This is a genomic window from Pseudomonas sp. HY13-MNA-CIBAN-0226 (assembly GCF_040310305.1).
In the GTDB taxonomy this organism is placed as follows: Bacteria; Pseudomonadota; Gammaproteobacteria; order Pseudomonadales; family Pseudomonadaceae; genus Aquipseudomonas; species Aquipseudomonas gregormendelii.
This window is the reverse complement of record NZ_JBEOPS010000028.1, coordinates 24,749-41,079: the sequence shown is the minus strand read 5'-3', so window position 1 is coordinate 41,079 and position 16,331 is coordinate 24,749. Positions and strand designations below refer to the sequence as shown.

Annotated in this window: 16 protein-coding genes; 6 read left to right on the top strand and 10 right to left on the bottom strand. The window is 60.1% G+C overall.

Annotation, left to right across the window (positions count from 1 at the left end; all coding sequences use genetic code 11):
• Nucleotides 1–21 precede the first annotated feature (21 nt).
• The 3 genes from AAEZ05_RS25595 (at nucleotide 22) to pdxH (ending at nucleotide 3,058) form a co-directional block, all read left to right on the top strand.
• Nucleotides 22–1,167 carry a serine hydrolase domain-containing protein gene (locus AAEZ05_RS25595; protein ID WP_350649421.1) on the top strand — a complete coding sequence of 382 codons (1,146 nt, stop codon included), beginning with the start codon at nucleotides 22–24 and terminating at the stop codon, nucleotides 1,165–1,167.
• 112 nt (nucleotides 1,168–1,279) lie between these two features.
• Entirely contained in the window at nucleotides 1,280–2,386 is a 1,107-nt protein-coding gene (locus AAEZ05_RS25590) for an OmpA family protein (RefSeq protein WP_350649419.1), read from the top strand.
• 24 nt (nucleotides 2,387–2,410) lie between these two features.
• Nucleotides 2,411–3,058 carry a pyridoxamine 5'-phosphate oxidase gene (gene pdxH / locus AAEZ05_RS25585; RefSeq protein ID WP_350649417.1) on the top strand — a complete coding sequence of 216 codons (648 nt, stop codon included), beginning with the start codon at nucleotides 2,411–2,413 and terminating at the stop codon, nucleotides 3,056–3,058.
• Between the two features lie 5 nt (nucleotides 3,059–3,063).
• Here the strand turns inward: pdxH and AAEZ05_RS25580 are convergent, their stop codons facing one another.
• Nucleotides 3,064–3,300, bottom strand: coding sequence for a hypothetical protein (locus AAEZ05_RS25580; protein WP_045061069.1), 237 nt, complete (start codon nucleotides 3,298–3,300; stop codon nucleotides 3,064–3,066).
• A 167-nt stretch (nucleotides 3,301–3,467) separates the two neighbouring features.
• Between AAEZ05_RS25580 and AAEZ05_RS25575 the strand changes: the two genes are divergently transcribed.
• Nucleotides 3,468–3,932 (top strand): outer membrane lipoprotein, encoded by a 465-nt coding sequence (locus AAEZ05_RS25575; RefSeq protein WP_020798113.1) that lies wholly within the window; start codon nucleotides 3,468–3,470, stop codon nucleotides 3,930–3,932.
• 70 nt (nucleotides 3,933–4,002) lie between these two features.
• Here AAEZ05_RS25575 and nhaA read toward each other — a convergent pair whose 3' ends face one another.
• Nucleotides 4,003–5,193: a Na+/H+ antiporter NhaA gene (gene nhaA / locus AAEZ05_RS25570; RefSeq protein ID WP_045061068.1), complete on the bottom strand. Its 1,191-nt coding sequence runs from the start codon at nucleotides 5,191–5,193 to the stop codon at nucleotides 4,003–4,005.
• Nucleotides 5,194–5,442: 249 nt separating this feature from the next.
• Here nhaA and AAEZ05_RS25565 point away from each other — a divergent pair, with 249 nt between their 5' ends.
• A complete protein-coding gene (locus tag AAEZ05_RS25565; RefSeq protein ID WP_045061067.1) occupies nucleotides 5,443–6,537 on the top strand; it encodes a PLP-dependent cysteine synthase family protein in 1,095 nt (364 codons plus the stop codon).
• Between the two features lie 163 nt (nucleotides 6,538–6,700).
• Here AAEZ05_RS25565 and AAEZ05_RS25560 read toward each other — a convergent pair whose 3' ends face one another.
• The 3 genes from AAEZ05_RS25560 to AAEZ05_RS25550 all read right to left on the bottom strand — a co-directional run bounded on the left by AAEZ05_RS25560 (nucleotide 6,701) and on the right by AAEZ05_RS25550 (nucleotide 9,921).
• On the bottom strand, nucleotides 6,701–8,314 hold the full coding sequence (locus tag AAEZ05_RS25560; protein WP_045061066.1) for an NAD(P)/FAD-dependent oxidoreductase: 1,614 nt from the start codon (nucleotides 8,312–8,314) through the stop codon (nucleotides 6,701–6,703).
• A 100-nt stretch (nucleotides 8,315–8,414) separates the two neighbouring features.
• Complete coding sequence (locus tag AAEZ05_RS25555; protein ID WP_045061065.1) at nucleotides 8,415–9,068, bottom strand: COG3650 family protein; 654 nt, start codon at nucleotides 9,066–9,068, stop codon at nucleotides 8,415–8,417.
• A gap of 253 nt (nucleotides 9,069–9,321) precedes the next feature.
• Complete coding sequence (locus AAEZ05_RS25550) at nucleotides 9,322–9,921, bottom strand: short chain dehydrogenase (RefSeq protein WP_045061064.1); 600 nt, start codon at nucleotides 9,919–9,921, stop codon at nucleotides 9,322–9,324.
• A 105-nt stretch (nucleotides 9,922–10,026) separates the two neighbouring features.
• On the opposite strand from AAEZ05_RS25550, the gene AAEZ05_RS25545 reads away from it, so the two are divergent.
• Nucleotides 10,027–10,935 carry a LysR family transcriptional regulator gene (locus tag AAEZ05_RS25545; RefSeq protein ID WP_045061063.1) on the top strand — a complete coding sequence of 303 codons (909 nt, stop codon included), beginning with the start codon at nucleotides 10,027–10,029 and terminating at the stop codon, nucleotides 10,933–10,935.
• Nucleotides 10,936–10,993: 58 nt separating this feature from the next.
• Here the strand turns inward: AAEZ05_RS25545 and AAEZ05_RS25540 are convergent, their stop codons facing one another.
• The 5 genes from AAEZ05_RS25540 to AAEZ05_RS25520 form a co-directional block, all read right to left on the bottom strand.
• On the bottom strand, nucleotides 10,994–11,695 hold the full coding sequence (locus AAEZ05_RS25540) for an ABC transporter ATP-binding protein (protein WP_045061062.1): 702 nt from the start codon (nucleotides 11,693–11,695) through the stop codon (nucleotides 10,994–10,996).
• Nucleotides 11,695–12,462 (bottom strand): high-affinity branched-chain amino acid ABC transporter ATP-binding protein LivG, encoded by a 768-nt coding sequence (gene livG / locus AAEZ05_RS25535; RefSeq protein ID WP_045061061.1) that lies wholly within the window; start codon nucleotides 12,460–12,462, stop codon nucleotides 11,695–11,697. Before livG ends, AAEZ05_RS25540 begins: the two co-directional genes overlap by 1 nt.
• Nucleotides 12,459–13,715, bottom strand: a complete 1,257-nt coding sequence (locus AAEZ05_RS25530) for a high-affinity branched-chain amino acid ABC transporter permease LivM (RefSeq protein ID WP_045061060.1) — start codon at nucleotides 13,713–13,715, stop codon at nucleotides 12,459–12,461. Before AAEZ05_RS25530 ends, livG begins: the two co-directional genes overlap by 4 nt.
• Nucleotides 13,712–14,635, bottom strand: coding sequence for a high-affinity branched-chain amino acid ABC transporter permease LivH (gene livH, locus AAEZ05_RS25525; RefSeq protein WP_045061059.1), 924 nt, complete (start codon nucleotides 14,633–14,635; stop codon nucleotides 13,712–13,714). Before livH ends, AAEZ05_RS25530 begins: the two co-directional genes overlap by 4 nt.
• 231 nt (nucleotides 14,636–14,866) lie before the next feature.
• Entirely contained in the window at nucleotides 14,867–15,994 is a 1,128-nt protein-coding gene (locus AAEZ05_RS25520; protein ID WP_045061058.1) for a branched-chain amino acid ABC transporter substrate-binding protein, read from the bottom strand.
• Nucleotides 15,995–16,331 lie beyond the last annotated feature (337 nt).

Sequence of the window (16,331 nt, the reverse complement as noted above, 5' to 3'; positions counted from 1 at the left end):
CATGAGTCAGGGGAGTTGCGGGTGCAGATTCAGGGTCATTACGAACTCCGGTTCGAAGCCGTGCGCGAGGCATTCGCGGCATTGTTCGACGATCCCCAGGAACGTGGCGCAGCCTTGTGTATCCAGGTTGGCGGGGAAACGGTGGTCGATCTTTGGGCCGGCAGCGCCGACAAGGACGGCAGCGAGGCTTGGCATAGCGATACAATTGCCAACCTGTTTTCCTGCACCAAGACCTTCACCGCAGTCACTGCCCTGCAACTGGTTGCCGAAGGCAAGCTGCAACTGGATGCACCGGTGGCTCGCTATTGGCCGGAATTCGCTGCGGCGGGCAAGGAATCGATAACCCTGCGCCAACTGCTGTGCCATCAGGCAGGCTTGCCAGCCTTGCGCGAGGTGCTGGCCCCGCAGGCCCTCTACGACTGGCAAGCCATGGTCGACGCCCTGGCCGCCGAAGCACCTTGGTGGACCCCGGGCACTGGCCACGGCTATGCCGCGATCACCTATGGCTGGCTGGTCGGTGAATTGCTGCGGCGGGCCGACGGTCGTGGCCCCGGAGAGTCGATTGTGGCGCGAGTGGCCAAGCCGTTGGGGCTGGATTTTCATGTCGGCCTGGCCGACGAAGAATTCCATCGGGTGGCGCATATCGCCCGCGGCAAGGGCAATGTCGGCGATGCCGCGGCCCAGCGCCTGCTGCAAGTGACGATGCGCGAACCCACGGCGATGACCACTCGCGCGTTCACCAATCCGCCGTCGGTCCTGACCAGCACCAATAAACCGGAGTGGCGCCGGATGCAGCAGCCGGCCGCCAATGGGCATGGCAATGCGCGCAGCCTGGCCGGGTTCTACGCCGGCCTGCTGGATGGCAGCCTGCTCGAAAGCGAAATGCTCGACGAGCTGACTCGCGAACACAGCGTCGGCGACGACAAGACTTTATTGACCCGGACCCGTTTCGGGCTGGGCTGCATGCTCGATCAACCGGACGTTCCCAATGCCACCTATGGCCTCGGCCCGCGCGCGTTCGGGCATCCGGGTGCCGGCGGTTCCATCGGTTTTGCTGACCCGGAACATGATGTTGCTTTCGGATTTGTGACAAATACACTGGGGCCGTACGTCTTGATGGATCCCCGCGCGCAAAACCTTGCGCGAGTACTGGCCACTTGTCTGTAAACCCGGTCGTCAGGCTTCCAGGGCGGAACCTGACAGCGTTTCTGGTTTCAAAGCGTGTCTTTATGCAGGCCATTCTGGTCTGATTTTTGTTAATTCATTTTGTGGATATCCAATGTCGTCCAATAAAACTTTCGCCCTGGCCCTGTGCTTCGCCATCACCGGTTGCGCACAGACCCCACAAAATGACGCAGATGGCGGTAGCTGGTGGCCATTTGGCTCCTCCGATAAAGTTGCCGCAAAAGAGCCAACCCCGGCGCCTGCCCCGCTCAAACCAGCAGCGACTGCACCGGTCGCCAAGGCCGAAAGCTCCAATCCCTGGTACTGGCCGTTCGGTTCGGAAGAAGTTCTGGATAAGAACCCCGACGTGAAAGCTCAAGCCAAGCCGGTCGAAGTGGCCAAGGCCCAAGCCGAAGCAGGTGGCAAGTGGTGGTGGCCGTTTGGCGGCAAGGATCAGCCTGTCGCCAAGGCCGTACCGATGCCTGATCCGAAAGTCACCCAAGCCTGGCTCGATGACTACGAACCGCGCCTGCGCACTGCTATCAAGGACAGCAACCTGCAACTTGAGCGTCGTGAAAACGTGCTGGTAGTCACCGCGCCTGTCGAAGGTTCGTTCAACCCGGATCGCCCGGCCATGCTGCTACCAGTCACCCTGGGCCCGTTCACCCGCGTCGCTAAGATTCTCGAAGTCGATCCCAAGACTGCGGTCCTGGTGCTCGGCCACAGTGATACCTCCGGCGCCAATCCGGCCAACGTCAAGTTGAGCCAGGAACGGGCCCAGGCTGTTGCAGCGATCTTCCGTCTCAGCGGCCTGCAACGTGATCGCCTGATGCTGCGCGGCATGGGCAGTGAAGCGCCACGGGCAGCCAACGATAGCGTCGAAGGGCGCGCCTTGAACCGTCGCGTGGAACTGCTGGTGACTCCGCAGAACACCATGGTTGCCTTATTGAGCAAGTACAACATGCCGGCTCCGGCACCCGTGCGCATGGTCGCGGCCCAGGACGTCAAACCAGCGGTGGCGCCGGTCGCTCCGGTCCCTGCGGCGAAGAAAGCCGATGTCCCGGCCGCGAAGAAGGCCCCGGCCAAGAAAGCTGCCGCCAAGGCGCCCGCGAAGAAGGCCCCGGCAAAAACCGCTACGCCGGCCAAGAAGACTGCGCCGGCCAAAGCCAAGGCGACAGCCACTGACAAGAAAGTCGCGGCTGCTGACACTGCAAAAAAGTGATTCGTTAACCAAAAGGAATGCGCCATGACCCAGGGCCTGGCTGATATGCGTCGCGACTACACCCGGGACGGCCTGACCGAGGCGCAAGCTCCGGCAGAACCGTTCGGGTTGTTCCATCAATGGTTCGCCGAGGCGGTGAAAACCGAACAGGCGCCGGTGGAGGCCAATGCCATGACCCTGGCCACCGTCGATCCGGACGGGCGCCCGCATTGCCGGATCCTGCTGCTCAAGGGGCTGGACGAGCAAGGCTTCACGTTTTTCACCAACTACGAAAGTGCCAAGGGTCAGCATCTGGCGGCGAATCCGTTCGCTGCCATGACCTTCTTCTGGCCGGCCCTGGAGCGTCAGGTGCGTATCGAGGGGCGGGTGGTCAAGGTTTCTCCCGAGGAGTCCGATGCCTACTATCAGGTTCGGCCGTTGGGCAGCCGTCTGGGCGCCTGGGCTTCGCCGCAAAGCCGGGTGATCGCCGACCGTGGCGAGCTGGAAGCGCTGCTCAAGAACACCGAGCAACGTTTCAGCGATACGCAGCCGCATTGTCCCGAGCACTGGGGGGGTTATCGCCTGTTGCCTGAGCGCGTCGAATTCTGGCAGGGCCGTCCGAGCCGTCTGCACGATCGCCTCAACTACCGCGTGCAGGGCGCCGACTGGATTCTTGAACGTCTGGCACCCTGAGCAGTCTACCGAGCGGGATAGCTCGCCGCAGCGGCCTTGAGCCACTGTGGCAATTCCCGACGCTTGATCCCCTGCGCTTGAGCGTTCGCCAGTTGCTGGAGCATGAAGACTTTCTTGCCTTCGTCGCCTTCGGCCAGGGCTAACGCCAGGTCACGGTCCATCCAGCGTTTGATCCGTACGTACAGCCACCAGTGGAAGTACAAACCGGCGACAGTGGTGACGACAATGATGAAGTAATCCATGAAAATCCTTGGGTCGGTGACGCAGATCTCGTAATTTGACGCTACTGTGTGGTGAATTCGAGGGGCGCCTGTACATGCCCTGAATCAAACCACTTTTATCCGGGCGATGCCGTGACAGGCGTCATGCTGCGGAGTTTAATGAATACCTGTCCTTTGGAGTTGATGCTATGCGTAAGTCTGTTTTGTTGGTTGCTTCCTTTTCGACGATGGCGATGTTGCTCACTGGCTGCCAATCGAGCCTGACCGGTGACTCCTATTCCCGTGACGAAGCGCGTCGCGTGCAGACGATTCGCATGGGCACCATCGAAGCACTGCGCCCGGTAAAAATTGAAGGCACCAAGACCCCGATCGGCGGTGCCGCCGGTGCGGTCGTCGGTGGCGTCGGCGGTAGCGCCATTGGTGGCGGTCGCGGCAGCATCGTTGCAGCCGTGATCGGCGCAGTTGCCGGCGGCTTGCTGGGGTCTGCCACCGAAGAGGGCCTGACCCGTACCCAGGGCGTGGAAATCACCGTGCGCGAAGACGACGGCAGCATGCGCGCCTACGTGCAGCAGGTTCAGGAAAACGAAGTGTTCCGTGTCGGCGAGCGAGTGCGGATCGCCACCGTGGATGGTACGAGCCGCGTTTCGCACTAAGCGTAACCGCTCAAAAGAAAACCCCGACCAGGAGACTGGTCGGGGTTTTTTATTTTGCTGCAAACCTGTGTCAGGCGTGGGCCAGCGCAGCATTCTTGCGACTTGCCGCTGCTGTCACGGCATAACCAATCAGCGCCGCCAGGATCGACCCGGTCAAAATACCCATGCGGTCCATGCCAGCGAATTCGCTGACGCCCGGTTCAAACGCCAGTGAGCCAACGAACAGGCTCATGGTGAAGCCGATGCCGCAGAGGATCGCCACGCCTAGCACCTGGCCCCAGTTGGCACCTTGGGGCAGGGCTGCGATGCCGGTTCTAACCGCCAGCCAGGTGAGGCCGAACACCCCGACAGTCTTGCCCAGCAACAGGCCGATGGCGATGCCCATCGGTACGTGATGAGTAAAGCTTTCGACGGTCACGCCGCTCAGCGACAAGCCGGCGTTGGCGAAGGCGAACAGCGGCAGGATGCCATAGGCTACCCAGGGATGCAGGGCATGTTCCAGGGTCAGCAGCGGCGAAGTCTCGGCATTTTTCGTGCGCAGCGGGATGCAGAAGGCCAGGGTCACGCCGGCGAGCGTGGCGTGGACGCCACTTTTCAGCACGCAAACCCAGAGGATCAGACCGATGATCATGTACGGCCCAAGCTTGACCACACCCAGCCGGTTCATCGCGATGAGTGCCGCTATACAGGCCCCTGCCAGAGCCAGGGACAGGGTCGACAAGGTGCCTGAGTAAAAGATCGCGATGACGATGATTGCACCCAGGTCATCGATGATCGCCAGGGTCATCAGGAACAGTTTGAGCGACACCGGTACGCGTTTGCCCAGCAGGGCAAGCACGCCCAGGGCGAAAGCGATGTCGGTGGCCATCGGGATGGCCCAGCCATCAAGGGCTGCGCCGTTATCCCGGTTGAAGAACCAGTAGACCAGCGCGGGAATGACCATGCCACCAATCGCCGCGGCACCGGGCAGGACGACCTGGGAAGGTTTTGACAGCTGGCCGTCGAGGACTTCGCGCTTCACTTCCAGGCCGATCAGCAGGAAGAACAACGCCATCAGGCCGTCGTTGATCCAGAGCAGCGCCGGCTTGGCGATTTGCAGCGCACCGATCTGCGCCACCACCGGAGTGTCGAGAAAGCTGGTGTACAGCCACGACAGCGGGGAGTTATTGATGATCAGGGCCAGGACTGCGGCGGCGATCAGTAATAGACCGCTGGCCGCTTCCAGCTGAAAGAAACGCGTGAAAGTGCTACGCAGTGGCAAGGTCACTCTCCATTGATAGGTTCGAAGGTGGCACACCCTAACCCGTGCCGTTAGTTGTTAAAACAAAAGTTATATTCTATTTTGTTATATAGCGTTACAGCTATGGGTGCTGGACCCGAGGCTGAGCCTAGCAGTTGCCAAACTTATTGAACCTCAGCTGTACCTGTGCGTGATGTAGGTTTTTTCCTAAGCTTGCATGTTGGGCCTCAAAAAAGGTCTGCCAAAACCCGATCCGACGAGAAAACCACCATGAGCGACAACCGACAGTGGGCCCGAGAAGCCATTCGGATCATTGAGGCGGACTTCCAGCGCAGTGCCGACACTCACCTGATCCCTTTGCCGTTGCCCGGGTTTACCGGCATCGAACTGTATTTCAAGGATGAGTCGAGCCACCCCACGGGGAGCCTCAAGCATCGACTGGCCCGCTCTTTGTTCCTGTATGCATTGTGCAATGGCTGGCTCAAGCCGGGGGCGCCGGTGATCGAGGCGTCCAGCGGTTCGACGGCGATTTCCGAGGCTTATTTCGCACGGATGCTGGGCCTGCCGTTCATTGCGGTGATGCCGGCGACTACGTCCAGGGAGAAGATCGCGCAGATCGCCTTCTACGGTGGCAAGAGTCACCTGGTGGATGATCCGACGCAGATCTACGCCGAGTCCGAGCGCCTGGCGCGCGAGCACGATGGCCACTTCATCGATCAGTTCACCTATGCCGAGCGCGCGACCGACTGGCGCGCCAACAACAACATCGCCGAATCAATCTTCCACCAGCTGCGCTTCGAAAAGCACCCGGAACCGAGCTGGCTGATTTCCAGCCCCGGCACGGGCGGTACCACGGCGACCCTGGGGCGTTATGTGCGTTATCGTCAGCACTGCACGCGCGTACTGTGCGCCGATGCCGAGCGTTCCGTGTTCTTCGATTTCTACCAGACTGGCGACGCGAGCCTGCGCCTGGACCACGGTTCGCGCATCGAAGGTATTGGTCGGCCCCGGGTAGAAGCGTCGTTCCTGCCGAAGGTTATTGATGCGATGGTCAAGGTGCCGGACGCGCTGTCTCTGGCGGCCATGCATTACCTTGCCGGACGCTTGGGAAGGCATGTCGGCGGATCGAGCGGGACTAACCTGATTGGCGCTTTGATGGCAGCCCAACAGATGGCGGCGGCGGGGGAGTCGGGGTCGATCGTGGCGATTTTATGTGATGGTGGCGAACGCTATGCCGACACCTACTACGATCAGTCCTGGCTCAAGGCGCAGGGGTATGAGTTGAGTGGCCTGATCGATGCGGTCGCGGCGAGTGCCGAGCGTGGGGAACCGTTGCCGGCGAGCGTGCTGCGCGCCAATATCTGAAGGCGCTGCGGCACTGAAGAACCTATGTGGTAGTCCCCTGTGGGAGCGAGCCTGCTCGCGATTGCGGATTAACATTCACCCGATATGCTGGCTGATCGTATGCAATCGCGAGCAGGCTCGCTCCCACAGGTTTTTCCACAAGCTTTTGTAGTGGCTTAGAGCATCAGGCCTCGAGGCCGAGGATGTCGCGAGCCACTGCTTCGGCGATCCGGATCCCGTCCACACCTGCCGAGAGAATCCCGCCCGCATAACCGGCGCCTTCACCCGCTGGGAACAGACCCTTGACGTTGAGGCTCTGCATCGACTCGTCGCGGGTAATGCGCAGTGGCGAGGACGTGCGGGTTTCGATTCCGGTCAGCACCGCGTCGTGCAGCGAGTAGCCGCGAATCTGTTTTTCGAAGGCAGGCAGTGCTTCACGAATCGCTTCGATGGCAAACGCTGGCAGCGCCAGCGCCAGGTCCCCCAAGGCGACTCCGGGTTTATAGGACGGCTCGACACTCCCCAGTGCGGTGGACGGCTTGCCGGCAATGAAGTCCCCGACCAGTTGCGCCGGGGCTTCGTAGTTGCTGCCCCCCAGCACGAAAGCGTGGGACTCCAGGCGTTCCTGCAGCTCGATCCCTGCCAGCGGGCCGCCCGGGTAATCGACTTCCGGGGTAATGCCCACGACGATGCCCGAGTTGGCGTTGCGTTCGTTACGCGAATACTGGCTCATGCCGTTGGTCACCACCCGGTTCGGCTCGGACGTCGCGGCTACGACGGTGCCGCCAGGGCACATGCAGAAGCTGTAGACCGAGCGGCCATTCTTGGCGTGGTGCACCAGTTTATAGTCGGCGGCGCCGAGTTTCGGGTGGCCGGCGTACTTGCCCAGGCGCGCGCGGTCGATCAGCGATTGCGGGTGTTCGATGCGGAAACCCACCGAGAACGGCTTGGCTTCCATAAACACACCACGGCCGTGCAACATGCGGAAGGTGTCACGGGCGCTGTGGCCGAGGGCCAGGATCACGTGCCTGGAATGTATCTGTTCGCCGCCATCGAGCTCGACGCCGGTCAGCTGTCCGTCTTCGATCAGCACGTCAGTGACGCGCTGCTGGAAGCGCACTTCGCCTCCCAGGGCACGAATCTGCTCACGCATATTCTCCACGACCCCGGTCAACCGGAAGGTGCCGATGTGCGGTTTGCTGACGTACAGGATTTCATCCGGCGCGCCGGCCTTGACGAACTCGTGCAGGACCTTGCGCCCGATGAATTTTGGATCCTTGATCTGGCTGTAGAGCTTGCCGTCGGAGAACGTCCCGGCGCCGCCTTCACCGAACTGTACGTTGGACTCTGGATTGAGCACGTTTTTGCGCCACAGGCCCCAGGTGTCCTTGGTGCGCTGACGAACTTCGGTGCCGCGCTCGAGAATGATCGGCTTGAAACCCATCTGCGCGAGCAGCAGACCGGCGAAAATCCCGCACGGACCAAAACCCACGACCACCGGGCGCTGTTCGAGATCCGCCGGCGCCTGGCCGACGACCTTGTAGCTGACATCCGGCGCCACATTGACGTTACGGTCATCGACGAACCTGTTCAGCACCATCGCTTCATCGCGCACGTTGAGGTCGACGGTGTAGATGAAGCACAGTTCGGAAGACTTTTTACGCGCATCGTAGCTGCGTTTGAACAAGGTGAAATCGAGCAGGTCATCGCTGGCAATGCCCAGGCGCTGCACGATGGCAGGGCGCAGGTCTTCTTCGGGATGGTCGATCGGCAGCTTGAGTTCGGTGATTCGTAACATGACAGGATCCGGTTCGCGGGGCGCTTGACTGCGCCAGGGCGGAATAGCACAAACCGGTGATTATAAGCCCCAAAGACCCGAATCAGTGAGGCTAAAACGATCAGTCGTCACGCGCGCCGCCGAAATACCCGCAACCACGCTGGACCTGGCCGTTGATACGCAGTTCGGCGCTCATGTGCTGGACCGCGCCCGTGGTGGCATCTACGCACCGTTGCGGCGCGACCCACAGCTCTATGCGTTGGTCATTGGCTTCAGTGCTGAGATTGAAGCGGCCGTCACCCAGCTGTTCCTCGACATAGGGCAGGGCCAGGGGTGGCTGGCCGGCGCGGTCAATGACCATGCCCTTGCCGCTGACCTTGACGCTCCACGGCGGCGTCTGGCCGGCGGCGCGCAGGATCAGCAATTTGAAGTTGGGATCATCACAGGCCGTGCCCGAGCGTTCGACGCGGTACAACTGCTGCAGGTCGAGGCGGTTGCCGTCGATGCGCCCGCGCACGTCGGCAAACAACTTGCCCTGATTGTCTGCCAGGGTCGCAGCCTCCTGCAGCACGCTGGTGCCACCGGTGTCGTTGACCACAAAACTGCTCGATTGATTGCACGGCTGGAACACCAGCTTGCCATCCGCCGCCGTCAACTGGCCCTGCATGCGGGTCTGGCCCACGTGGGAGGCGCTTTGCCGCGGACCATCGAACAACTGGCACGCGGCAAACAATGGCAGCAAGGCAACAAGGACAAGGGAACGGGCAACACGCATCTTTGGTTCTCCAGACAAGTGCCGCCACGTTACGCAGCCTGACCGCTCATCACAACCCCGGCGATGCAGTGGGCCCCCCTGGCTCCCACTGCCTGAAACCGGATCAAACTGGATCAACCTGGATCAACTGTGGGAGCAAAGCTTGCTCGCGATAGCGATCTCAAGGGCGCCATCGCGGGCGAGCCTTGCTCCCACAGATTCACTGGCAAGGCCCCACAGGTCACTGGCGAGCTTCCCGCAAATTATTTCAGGCTCAGCCCACGTGAAAAGTCTGACCCGTCTGCAAGCCTTCTACGCTTTTGGCGTAAGCCAAAGCCACATCGGCCGCAGGAACCGGTTTGTACCCGCGGAAGTACGGCGCATAACTGCCCATCGCCTCCAGCAGCACGGTCGGGCTGATGGAGTTCACGCGTAACCCGCGAGGCAATTCGATAGCCGCCGCGCGCACGAAGCTGTCCAGCGCACCGTTGACCAGGGCCGCCGAAGCGCCGCTGCGGATCGGGTCATGGCTCAGGACGCCAGTGGTGAAGGTGAACGAGGCGCCATCATTGGCGAACTCGCGGCCGATCAACAGCAGGTTGACCTGCCCCATCAGTTTGTCCTTCAGCCCCAGTGCAAAACTCTCCTCGGACATCTCATCCAGCGGCGCGAATGTCACGTTGCCAGCGGCACAGACCAGGGCGTCAAATTTTCCGGTCTGCTCGAACAGTTTGCGAATCGAGGCGCTGTCGCTGATATCCACCTGCAGATCGCCACTGTTACGACCGATGCGAATGACTTCGTGACGTTGCGACAACTCCTTGTCGATCGCTGAACCGATGGTGCCGCCTGCGCCTATCAACAGAATTTTCATGCCCTGATCCCCGGGTGGTTTAAACGAGGCTCCAGTCTAGGGGTGGTTTTTTTCGCTGATAAGCGTGCTAATAGGCAACCTTTGGTTTTTAAACGGAAACAATCAATGAGCGAAATGGATGACCTTGCGGCGTTCGCGGTATTGATCGAGGCGGGGAGTTTTACCCTGGCTGCGCAGCAACTGGGTTGCAGCAAGGGGCAATTGTCCAAGCGCATCAGCCTGCTGGAAAGCCGATTTTCCGTAGTCCTGCTGCAGCGCACCACCCGCCGCCTGAGTTTGACGGCGGCCGGCGCTGCGCTATTGCCCCAGGCCCAGGCACTGGTGGTGCAAGTGGAGAGGGCGCGGCAGGCATTGGCGCGATTGAAGGACGATATGGCCGGGCCAGTGCGCATGACTGTGCCGGTGTCGCTGGGCGAAACTTTCTTCGATGGGGTGTTGCTGGAATTCTCCCAACAGTACCCAGAGGTGCAAATCGAGCTGGACCTGAGTAACGAATTCCGCGATTTATCCCGAGAGGGTTTTGATCTTGCAGTGCGCTCCGAGGTTGGTAACGACGAGCGGCTGGTGGCCCGACCGCTGTTGGCCTGGCATGAGATGACCTGCGCCAGCCCGGTGTACCTTGAACACTATGGTGAGCCCACAACACCGCAGGCACTGGCAGAGCACCGCTGCCTGCTCAACAGCCATTACAGCGGTCGCGAAGAATGGCTCTATCACCAGCAGCACGAGTTGCTGCGGGTGCGAGTGATGGGACCGTTCGCCAGCAATCATTACAGTCTGCTGAAGAAAGCGGCGCTGGCGGGGGCGGGGATTGCGCGGTTGCCGTCGTATTTATTGCAAACGGAGTTGGCCGACGGGCGCTTGCGCTGGTTGTTGCGTGATTATCAGACCCGCAGGATGCCAATGTATCTGGTGCATCCGTATCAGGGCGGTTTGCCGAAACGCACGCAGGTGCTGGCGGACTATCTGATGGGGTGGTTCAAGCGCAGTGGTGAGGCCTTGGACAAGCTTTGAGGCACGACACATGACCACTGTAGGAGCTGCCTCCGGCAGCTCCTACAGGGTATTGTGCTTAGCCGCCCAGATAAGCCTCGCGCACTTTCGGATCGGTCAGCAGCGCTTCACCAGTGCCTTGCATCACCACCCGACCGTTCTCCAGAACGTACGCTCGGTCAGCGATTTTCAGCGCCTGGTTGGCGTTCTGCTCCACCAGGAAGACCGTGACGCCATCCTTGCGCAGCTGTTCGATGATGTCGAAGATCTGCTGGATGATGATCGGCGCCAAACCCAGTGACGGCTCGTCCAGCAGCAGCAGCTTGGGCTTGCTCATCAGCGCGCGGCCGATGGCGAGCATCTGCTGTTCACCGCCGGACATGGTGCCGCCGCGTTGACTGAAGCGCTCCTTCAGGCGTGGGAAAAGTCCGAGGACCTTGTCCATCTGTTCCTGGAAATCGCCCTTGTCGGTGAAGAATCCGCCCATGGCGAGGTTTTCTTCCACGGTCAGGCGAGCAAACACTCGACGGCCTTCCGGCACCACGGCAATGCTCTTGCGCATGATCTGCGCCGAAGTCTGCCCGACCAGTTCCTCGCCCATGTAGCGAATACTGCCGCTGTGAGCTTGAGGTGAACCGCACAACGTCATGAGCAAGGTGGACTTGCCGGCACCGTTGGCACCAATCAGGGTGACGATTTCACCCTGGCGGATTTCCACATTGACGCCGTGCAAGGCCTGGATTTTGCCGTAGAAGGTGGAAACGTTTTCGAACTGCAGCATTACGCTTCCCCCAGGTAGGCTTTGATCACTTCAGGATTATCGCGGATCTGTTCCGGCGTGCCGTCGGCCAGGGGAGTGCCCTGGTTGATGACGACAATGTGGTCGGAAATACTCATCACCAGCTTCATGTCGTGTTCGATCAACAGCACGGTGACGTTGTGCTCTTCACGCAACACGCCGATCAGCGCCTTGAGGTCTTCGGTTTCCTTGGGGTTCAGGCCAGCAGCCGGTTCGTCGAGCATGAGGATCCGCGGGCGGGTCATCATGCAGCGGGCGATTTCCAGGCGACGTTGCTGACCGTAGGCCAGCGTGCCAGCCGTTCGGTTGGCGAATTCCCTGAGGTTGACCTTGTCCAGCCAGTACTCGGCAAATTCCATCGCCTCGCGCTCGCTTTTGCGGAACGCCGGGGTCTTGAACAGACCCGCCAGGAAGTTGGTGTTCAGGTGACGATGCTGGGCGATCAGGAGGTTCTCGACCGCCGTCATGTCCTTGAACAACCGCACGTTCTGGAAGGTTCGCACCACGCCTTTACGGGCGATCTCATGCCCGGCCAGGCCTTCGATCGCCTGGCCGTCGAGCAGGATGCTGCCACCGCTCGGCTTGTAGAAGCCGGTCAGGCAGTTGAACACCGTGGTCTTGCCAGCGCCGTTAGGGCCGATCAAGGCGACGACCTGTTTTTCCTTGACGGTCAGGGCCACGCCGTTGACCGCCAGCAAGCCGCCGAAGCGCATGCTCAGATTTTCGACTTTCAGGATCTCGCGGCTCATTTGCGCAGCTCCATGTGAGGACGTTGCATGGGCAGCAGTCCCTGAGGACGCCAGATCATCATCAGCACCATCAAGGCACCGAACATCAACATGCGGTATTCACTGAATTCACGCATCATTTCCGGCAGCAGGATCATCACCACGGCAGCCAGGATCACCCCCAGCTGCGAGCCCATGCCACCCAGAACGACGATGGCGAGGATGATCGCCGACTCGATGAAGGTGAATGACTCGGGCGTGACCAGGCCCTGGCGGGCAGCAAAGAAACTGCCTGCAAAACCGGCGAAGCTGGCGCCCAGGGTGAAGGCCGACAGCTTGATGACGGTCGGGTTGAGACCGAGTGCACGGCAAGCGATCTCGTCTTCACGCAACGCTTCCCACGCACGGCCGATTGGCATGCGCAACAGGCGATTGATGACGAACAGGGCCGCCAGGGCCAGCAACAGCGCAACCAGGTAGAGGAAAATCACCTTGTTGATCGAGTTGTATTGCAGCCCGAAGTACTCATGGAACGTCTGCATGCCTTCGGCCGCTTTGCGTTCGAAGGTCAGGCCGAAGAACGTGGGCTTCTCGATGTTGCTGATGCCGTTCGGGCCGCCAGTGATGTCCGTGAGGTTACGCAGGAACAGACGGATGATCTCACCGAAACCCAGGGTCACGATCGCCAGGTAGTCACCCCGCAAGCGCAGAACCGGGAAGCCGAGCAGGAAGCCAAAGGTGGCTGCCATCAGGCCGGCGACCGGCAGGCAGACCCAGAAGCTCCAGCCCAGGTAGTGCGACAACAGCGCATAGCTATAGGCACCGACGGCGTAGAAACCGACGTAACCCAGGTCGAGCAGGCCTGCGAGACCGACCACGATGTTCAGGCCCAGGCCCAGCATCACGTAGATCAGGATCAGGGTCGCAATGTCCACCGCGCCACGGGAGCCGAAGAACGGCCAGACCAGGGCACCGATGATCAACGCGATGATGATCCAGCGCTGAGTGGTCGGCAGGGTCAGGAAGTTGCTGGCCTTGGCCGGAATCAACGGCATGGACGGCGAGGATTTCCAGGCCTTGCTGATAGGGTCGTCGAACAGTACCCGCAAGAACATGAGTGCCGAGCAGATCGCGATGATTGCAAGGGTCATGTTGCTGGTGCCGTGGACTTCCAGGTTGATGCCAACGATGGTCAGTTTGAGGCCGAGCACCGGATAGGCAACTGCCCAGACCAGGAGCGCGCTGAAGAGCGCTTGCTTAAGATTCTTAGTCATACCTTTTCAACCTCCGGACGGCCCAGGATGCCGGTCGGCCGGAACAACAGAACCAGAACCAACAAGCCGAAAGCCACGACGTCCTTGTACTGGTCGCCGAAGATATCGGCACCAAAGGCTTCCGCCACCCCAAGCACCAGTCCGCCGAGCATGGCGCCGGGAATGCTGCCGATGCCGCCAAGTACCGCAGCGGTAAAGGCCTTGAGGCCAACGAGGAAGCCGGCGTTCGGGTTGATCACGCCGTATTGCATGCTCAACAACACGGCTGCAATGGCTGCCAGCGCCGCACCGATGACGAAGGTCAGGGCAATGATGTTGTTGGTGTTGATACCCAGCAGGTTGGCCATCTTGATGTCTTCGGCGCAGGCGCGGCAGGCGCGACCCAGTCGGGAACGGGAGATGAACATCGTCAGGCCGAGCATGGCGACCAGGGTCACCACGAACACGACGATCTGCATGTACGAAATCAGCACTTCATGTGCACCACCTGGCCCGAATGAGAGATTCCCGGGGATCAGGTTGGGGATGGATTTGTCCTTGGAGTCTTGCGACAGCAGAACGGTGTTCTGCAGGAAGATCGACATGCCGATGGCCGAGATCAGCGGAATCAGACGGTTGCTGCCACGCAAGGGGCGATAGGCAATCCGTTCGATGCTGTAACCGTAGGCACTGCAGACGACGATGCTCGCGATGAAACCGGCAGTCATCAGCAGCGGGACGCTGTCGAGTCCCATCATGGCCAGGCCTGCGATGGCGATGAACGCCACGTAGGAGCCAATCATGTACACCTCGCCGTGGGCGAAGTTGATCATTCCAATGATGCCGTAAACCATCGTATAGCCGATGGCGATCAGGGCATACGTGCTGCCAACGGTCAGGCCGTTAACCAGCTGTTGGAAAAAGTGATAGATGTCAGGCATTACAGCGCTCCTAAAAACCTGATACGCATTTCACTGGTGGAGTCATTTTCCCGCCCGATCCCGCGGATCTGCATCCACTTCGAATTCGGGGTTTGCCAGCGAACCGCTGATGACGGTTTTGAGATTTTCAGGTGGGGAGACTTGCGGATCACGCAAGCGCGGCCCAGTACATTTGTAAAACAAAGCCCACGGCACGCCGTGGGCTTTGTGGGCAGTCAGTCAGGCAAGGCCTTACTGAGGCGAAGCTTCAGTTTTAGGTTTGCCGAAGTGCCACTCGTAAACCACAAATTTGAAGTCTTTCAGGTCGCCCTTGGCGTCGAAGCTCAGGTCGCCAGTCGGGGTTTTGAAAGTGCCAGCGTGAATGGCTTCAGCCACTTTTGCCGGGTCTTCGCTCTTGGCGGCAGTGATGCCACCAACAATGACTTCAACAGCCGAGTAGGAAGGGAACACGAACGGACCGCTCGGATCTTCTTTCTTGGCTTTGAATGCGTCAGCCAGGGCAATGTTGGCAGGGTCCTGGTCGAAGGATTTCGGCAGGGTTACCAGCAGGCCTTCGGAGGCGTCCTTGGCGATCTGCGAAATGGAGTCGTTACCCACGCCTTCCGGACCCATGAACTTGGCTTTCAGGCCTTTTTCCGAGGCTTGACGCAGGATCAGGCCCAGCTCCGGGTGGTAGCCGCCGTAGTAAACGAAGTCGACGTTGGCTTGCTTGAGCTTGGCGATCATCGAGGAGAAATCCTTGTCGCCGGCATTGATGCCTTCGAACACGGCAACCTTGGTGCCTTTCTTCTCGAGTGTTTGTTTCACGGCGGTAGCGATGCCTTCACCGTATTGCTGTTTGTCGTGCAGGACGGCAACGATTTTCGGCTTAACGTGATCGGCAATGTAGTTACCGGCTGCAGGGCCCTGGGCGCTGTCGAGACCGATGGTGCGGAACACCATCTTGTAACCACGGGAGGTGATGTCCGGGCTGGTGGCGGCCGGAGTGATCATGATCACGCCTTCGTCTTCGTAGATGTCCGAAGCCGGTTGAGTGGAGCTGGAGCACAGGTGGCCGACCACGAACTTGACGCCGTCGTTGACGACTTTGTTCGCAACCGCTACCGCTTGTTTTGGATCACAGGCGTCATCGTATTCAACGGCTTCGAGTTTCTTGCCGTCTACGCCGCCTTTGGCGTTGATCTGCTCGATGGCCATTTTGGCGCCACTGAACTGCATGTCGCCGTACTGGGCTACAGGACCGGTCTTAGGGCCGGCGATGCCGATCTTGATGGTGTCAGCTGCGAACGAATGGCTGGCAACCCCGGCCAGAACCATAGCGGCAAACAGTTTGGAAATCTGCTTAGTAGCCTTAGTCATAGTGCTCCACTCTTACTGTTGTAGTTTTTATAGTCCTGGCGCCGTAGCAGCAGAACCGGGTCAGATATCGTCGATACCCTCCGGAAATGCCCCCGACAACTGTACCGGTACAGTGTAGAGCGCCGATTGTCAGCCTGGGAAGGCAGCGCCGGGGGGCAAAACCAGAGGGTGTCGCTTAATTGAAAGAAAAATACAGAATCGCGGCGGGATGTTAGCTGGCTAATAGCTTGATTCACCTGCATTCCTTGGCTTTCCTGCGGTTTTCAATCGGTGAAGCAAATTGCATCCGGGTTTTGCTGCCAGACCATCGACGTTTATCATTCGCGTCGATTTCTTT

What these genes read in the sequence shown, in the direction of transcription:
- AAEZ05_RS25590 (WP_350649419.1), top strand. Translation starts at nt 1,280, where the DNA reads ATGTCGTCCAATAAAACTTTCGCCCTGGCCCTGTGCTTCGCCATCACC.
- pdxH (WP_350649417.1), top strand. Translation starts at nt 2,411, where the DNA reads ATGACCCAGGGCCTGGCTGATATGCGTCGCGACTACACCCGGGACGGC.
- AAEZ05_RS25580 (WP_045061069.1), bottom strand. Translation starts at nt 3,300, where the DNA reads ATGGATTACTTCATCATTGTCGTCACCACTGTCGCCGGTTTGTACTTC.
- AAEZ05_RS25575 (WP_020798113.1), top strand. Translation starts at nt 3,468, where the DNA reads ATGCGTAAGTCTGTTTTGTTGGTTGCTTCCTTTTCGACGATGGCGATG.
- AAEZ05_RS25565 (WP_045061067.1), top strand. Translation starts at nt 5,443, where the DNA reads ATGAGCGACAACCGACAGTGGGCCCGAGAAGCCATTCGGATCATTGAG.
- AAEZ05_RS25560 (WP_045061066.1), bottom strand. Translation starts at nt 8,314, where the DNA reads ATGTTACGAATCACCGAACTCAAGCTGCCGATCGACCATCCCGAAGAA.
- AAEZ05_RS25555 (WP_045061065.1), bottom strand. Translation starts at nt 9,068, where the DNA reads ATGCGTGTTGCCCGTTCCCTTGTCCTTGTTGCCTTGCTGCCATTGTTT.
- AAEZ05_RS25550 (WP_045061064.1), bottom strand. Translation starts at nt 9,921, where the DNA reads ATGAAAATTCTGTTGATAGGCGCAGGCGGCACCATCGGTTCAGCGATC.
- AAEZ05_RS25545 (WP_045061063.1), top strand. Translation starts at nt 10,027, where the DNA reads ATGAGCGAAATGGATGACCTTGCGGCGTTCGCGGTATTGATCGAGGCG.
- AAEZ05_RS25540 (WP_045061062.1), bottom strand. Translation starts at nt 11,695, where the DNA reads ATGCTGCAGTTCGAAAACGTTTCCACCTTCTACGGCAAAATCCAGGCC.
- livG (WP_045061061.1), bottom strand. Translation starts at nt 12,462, where the DNA reads ATGAGCCGCGAGATCCTGAAAGTCGAAAATCTGAGCATGCGCTTCGGC.
- AAEZ05_RS25530 (WP_045061060.1), bottom strand. Translation starts at nt 13,715, where the DNA reads ATGACTAAGAATCTTAAGCAAGCGCTCTTCAGCGCGCTCCTGGTCTGG.
- livH (WP_045061059.1), bottom strand. Translation starts at nt 14,635, where the DNA reads ATGCCTGACATCTATCACTTTTTCCAACAGCTGGTTAACGGCCTGACC.
- AAEZ05_RS25520 (WP_045061058.1), bottom strand. Translation starts at nt 15,994, where the DNA reads ATGACTAAGGCTACTAAGCAGATTTCCAAACTGTTTGCCGCTATGGTT.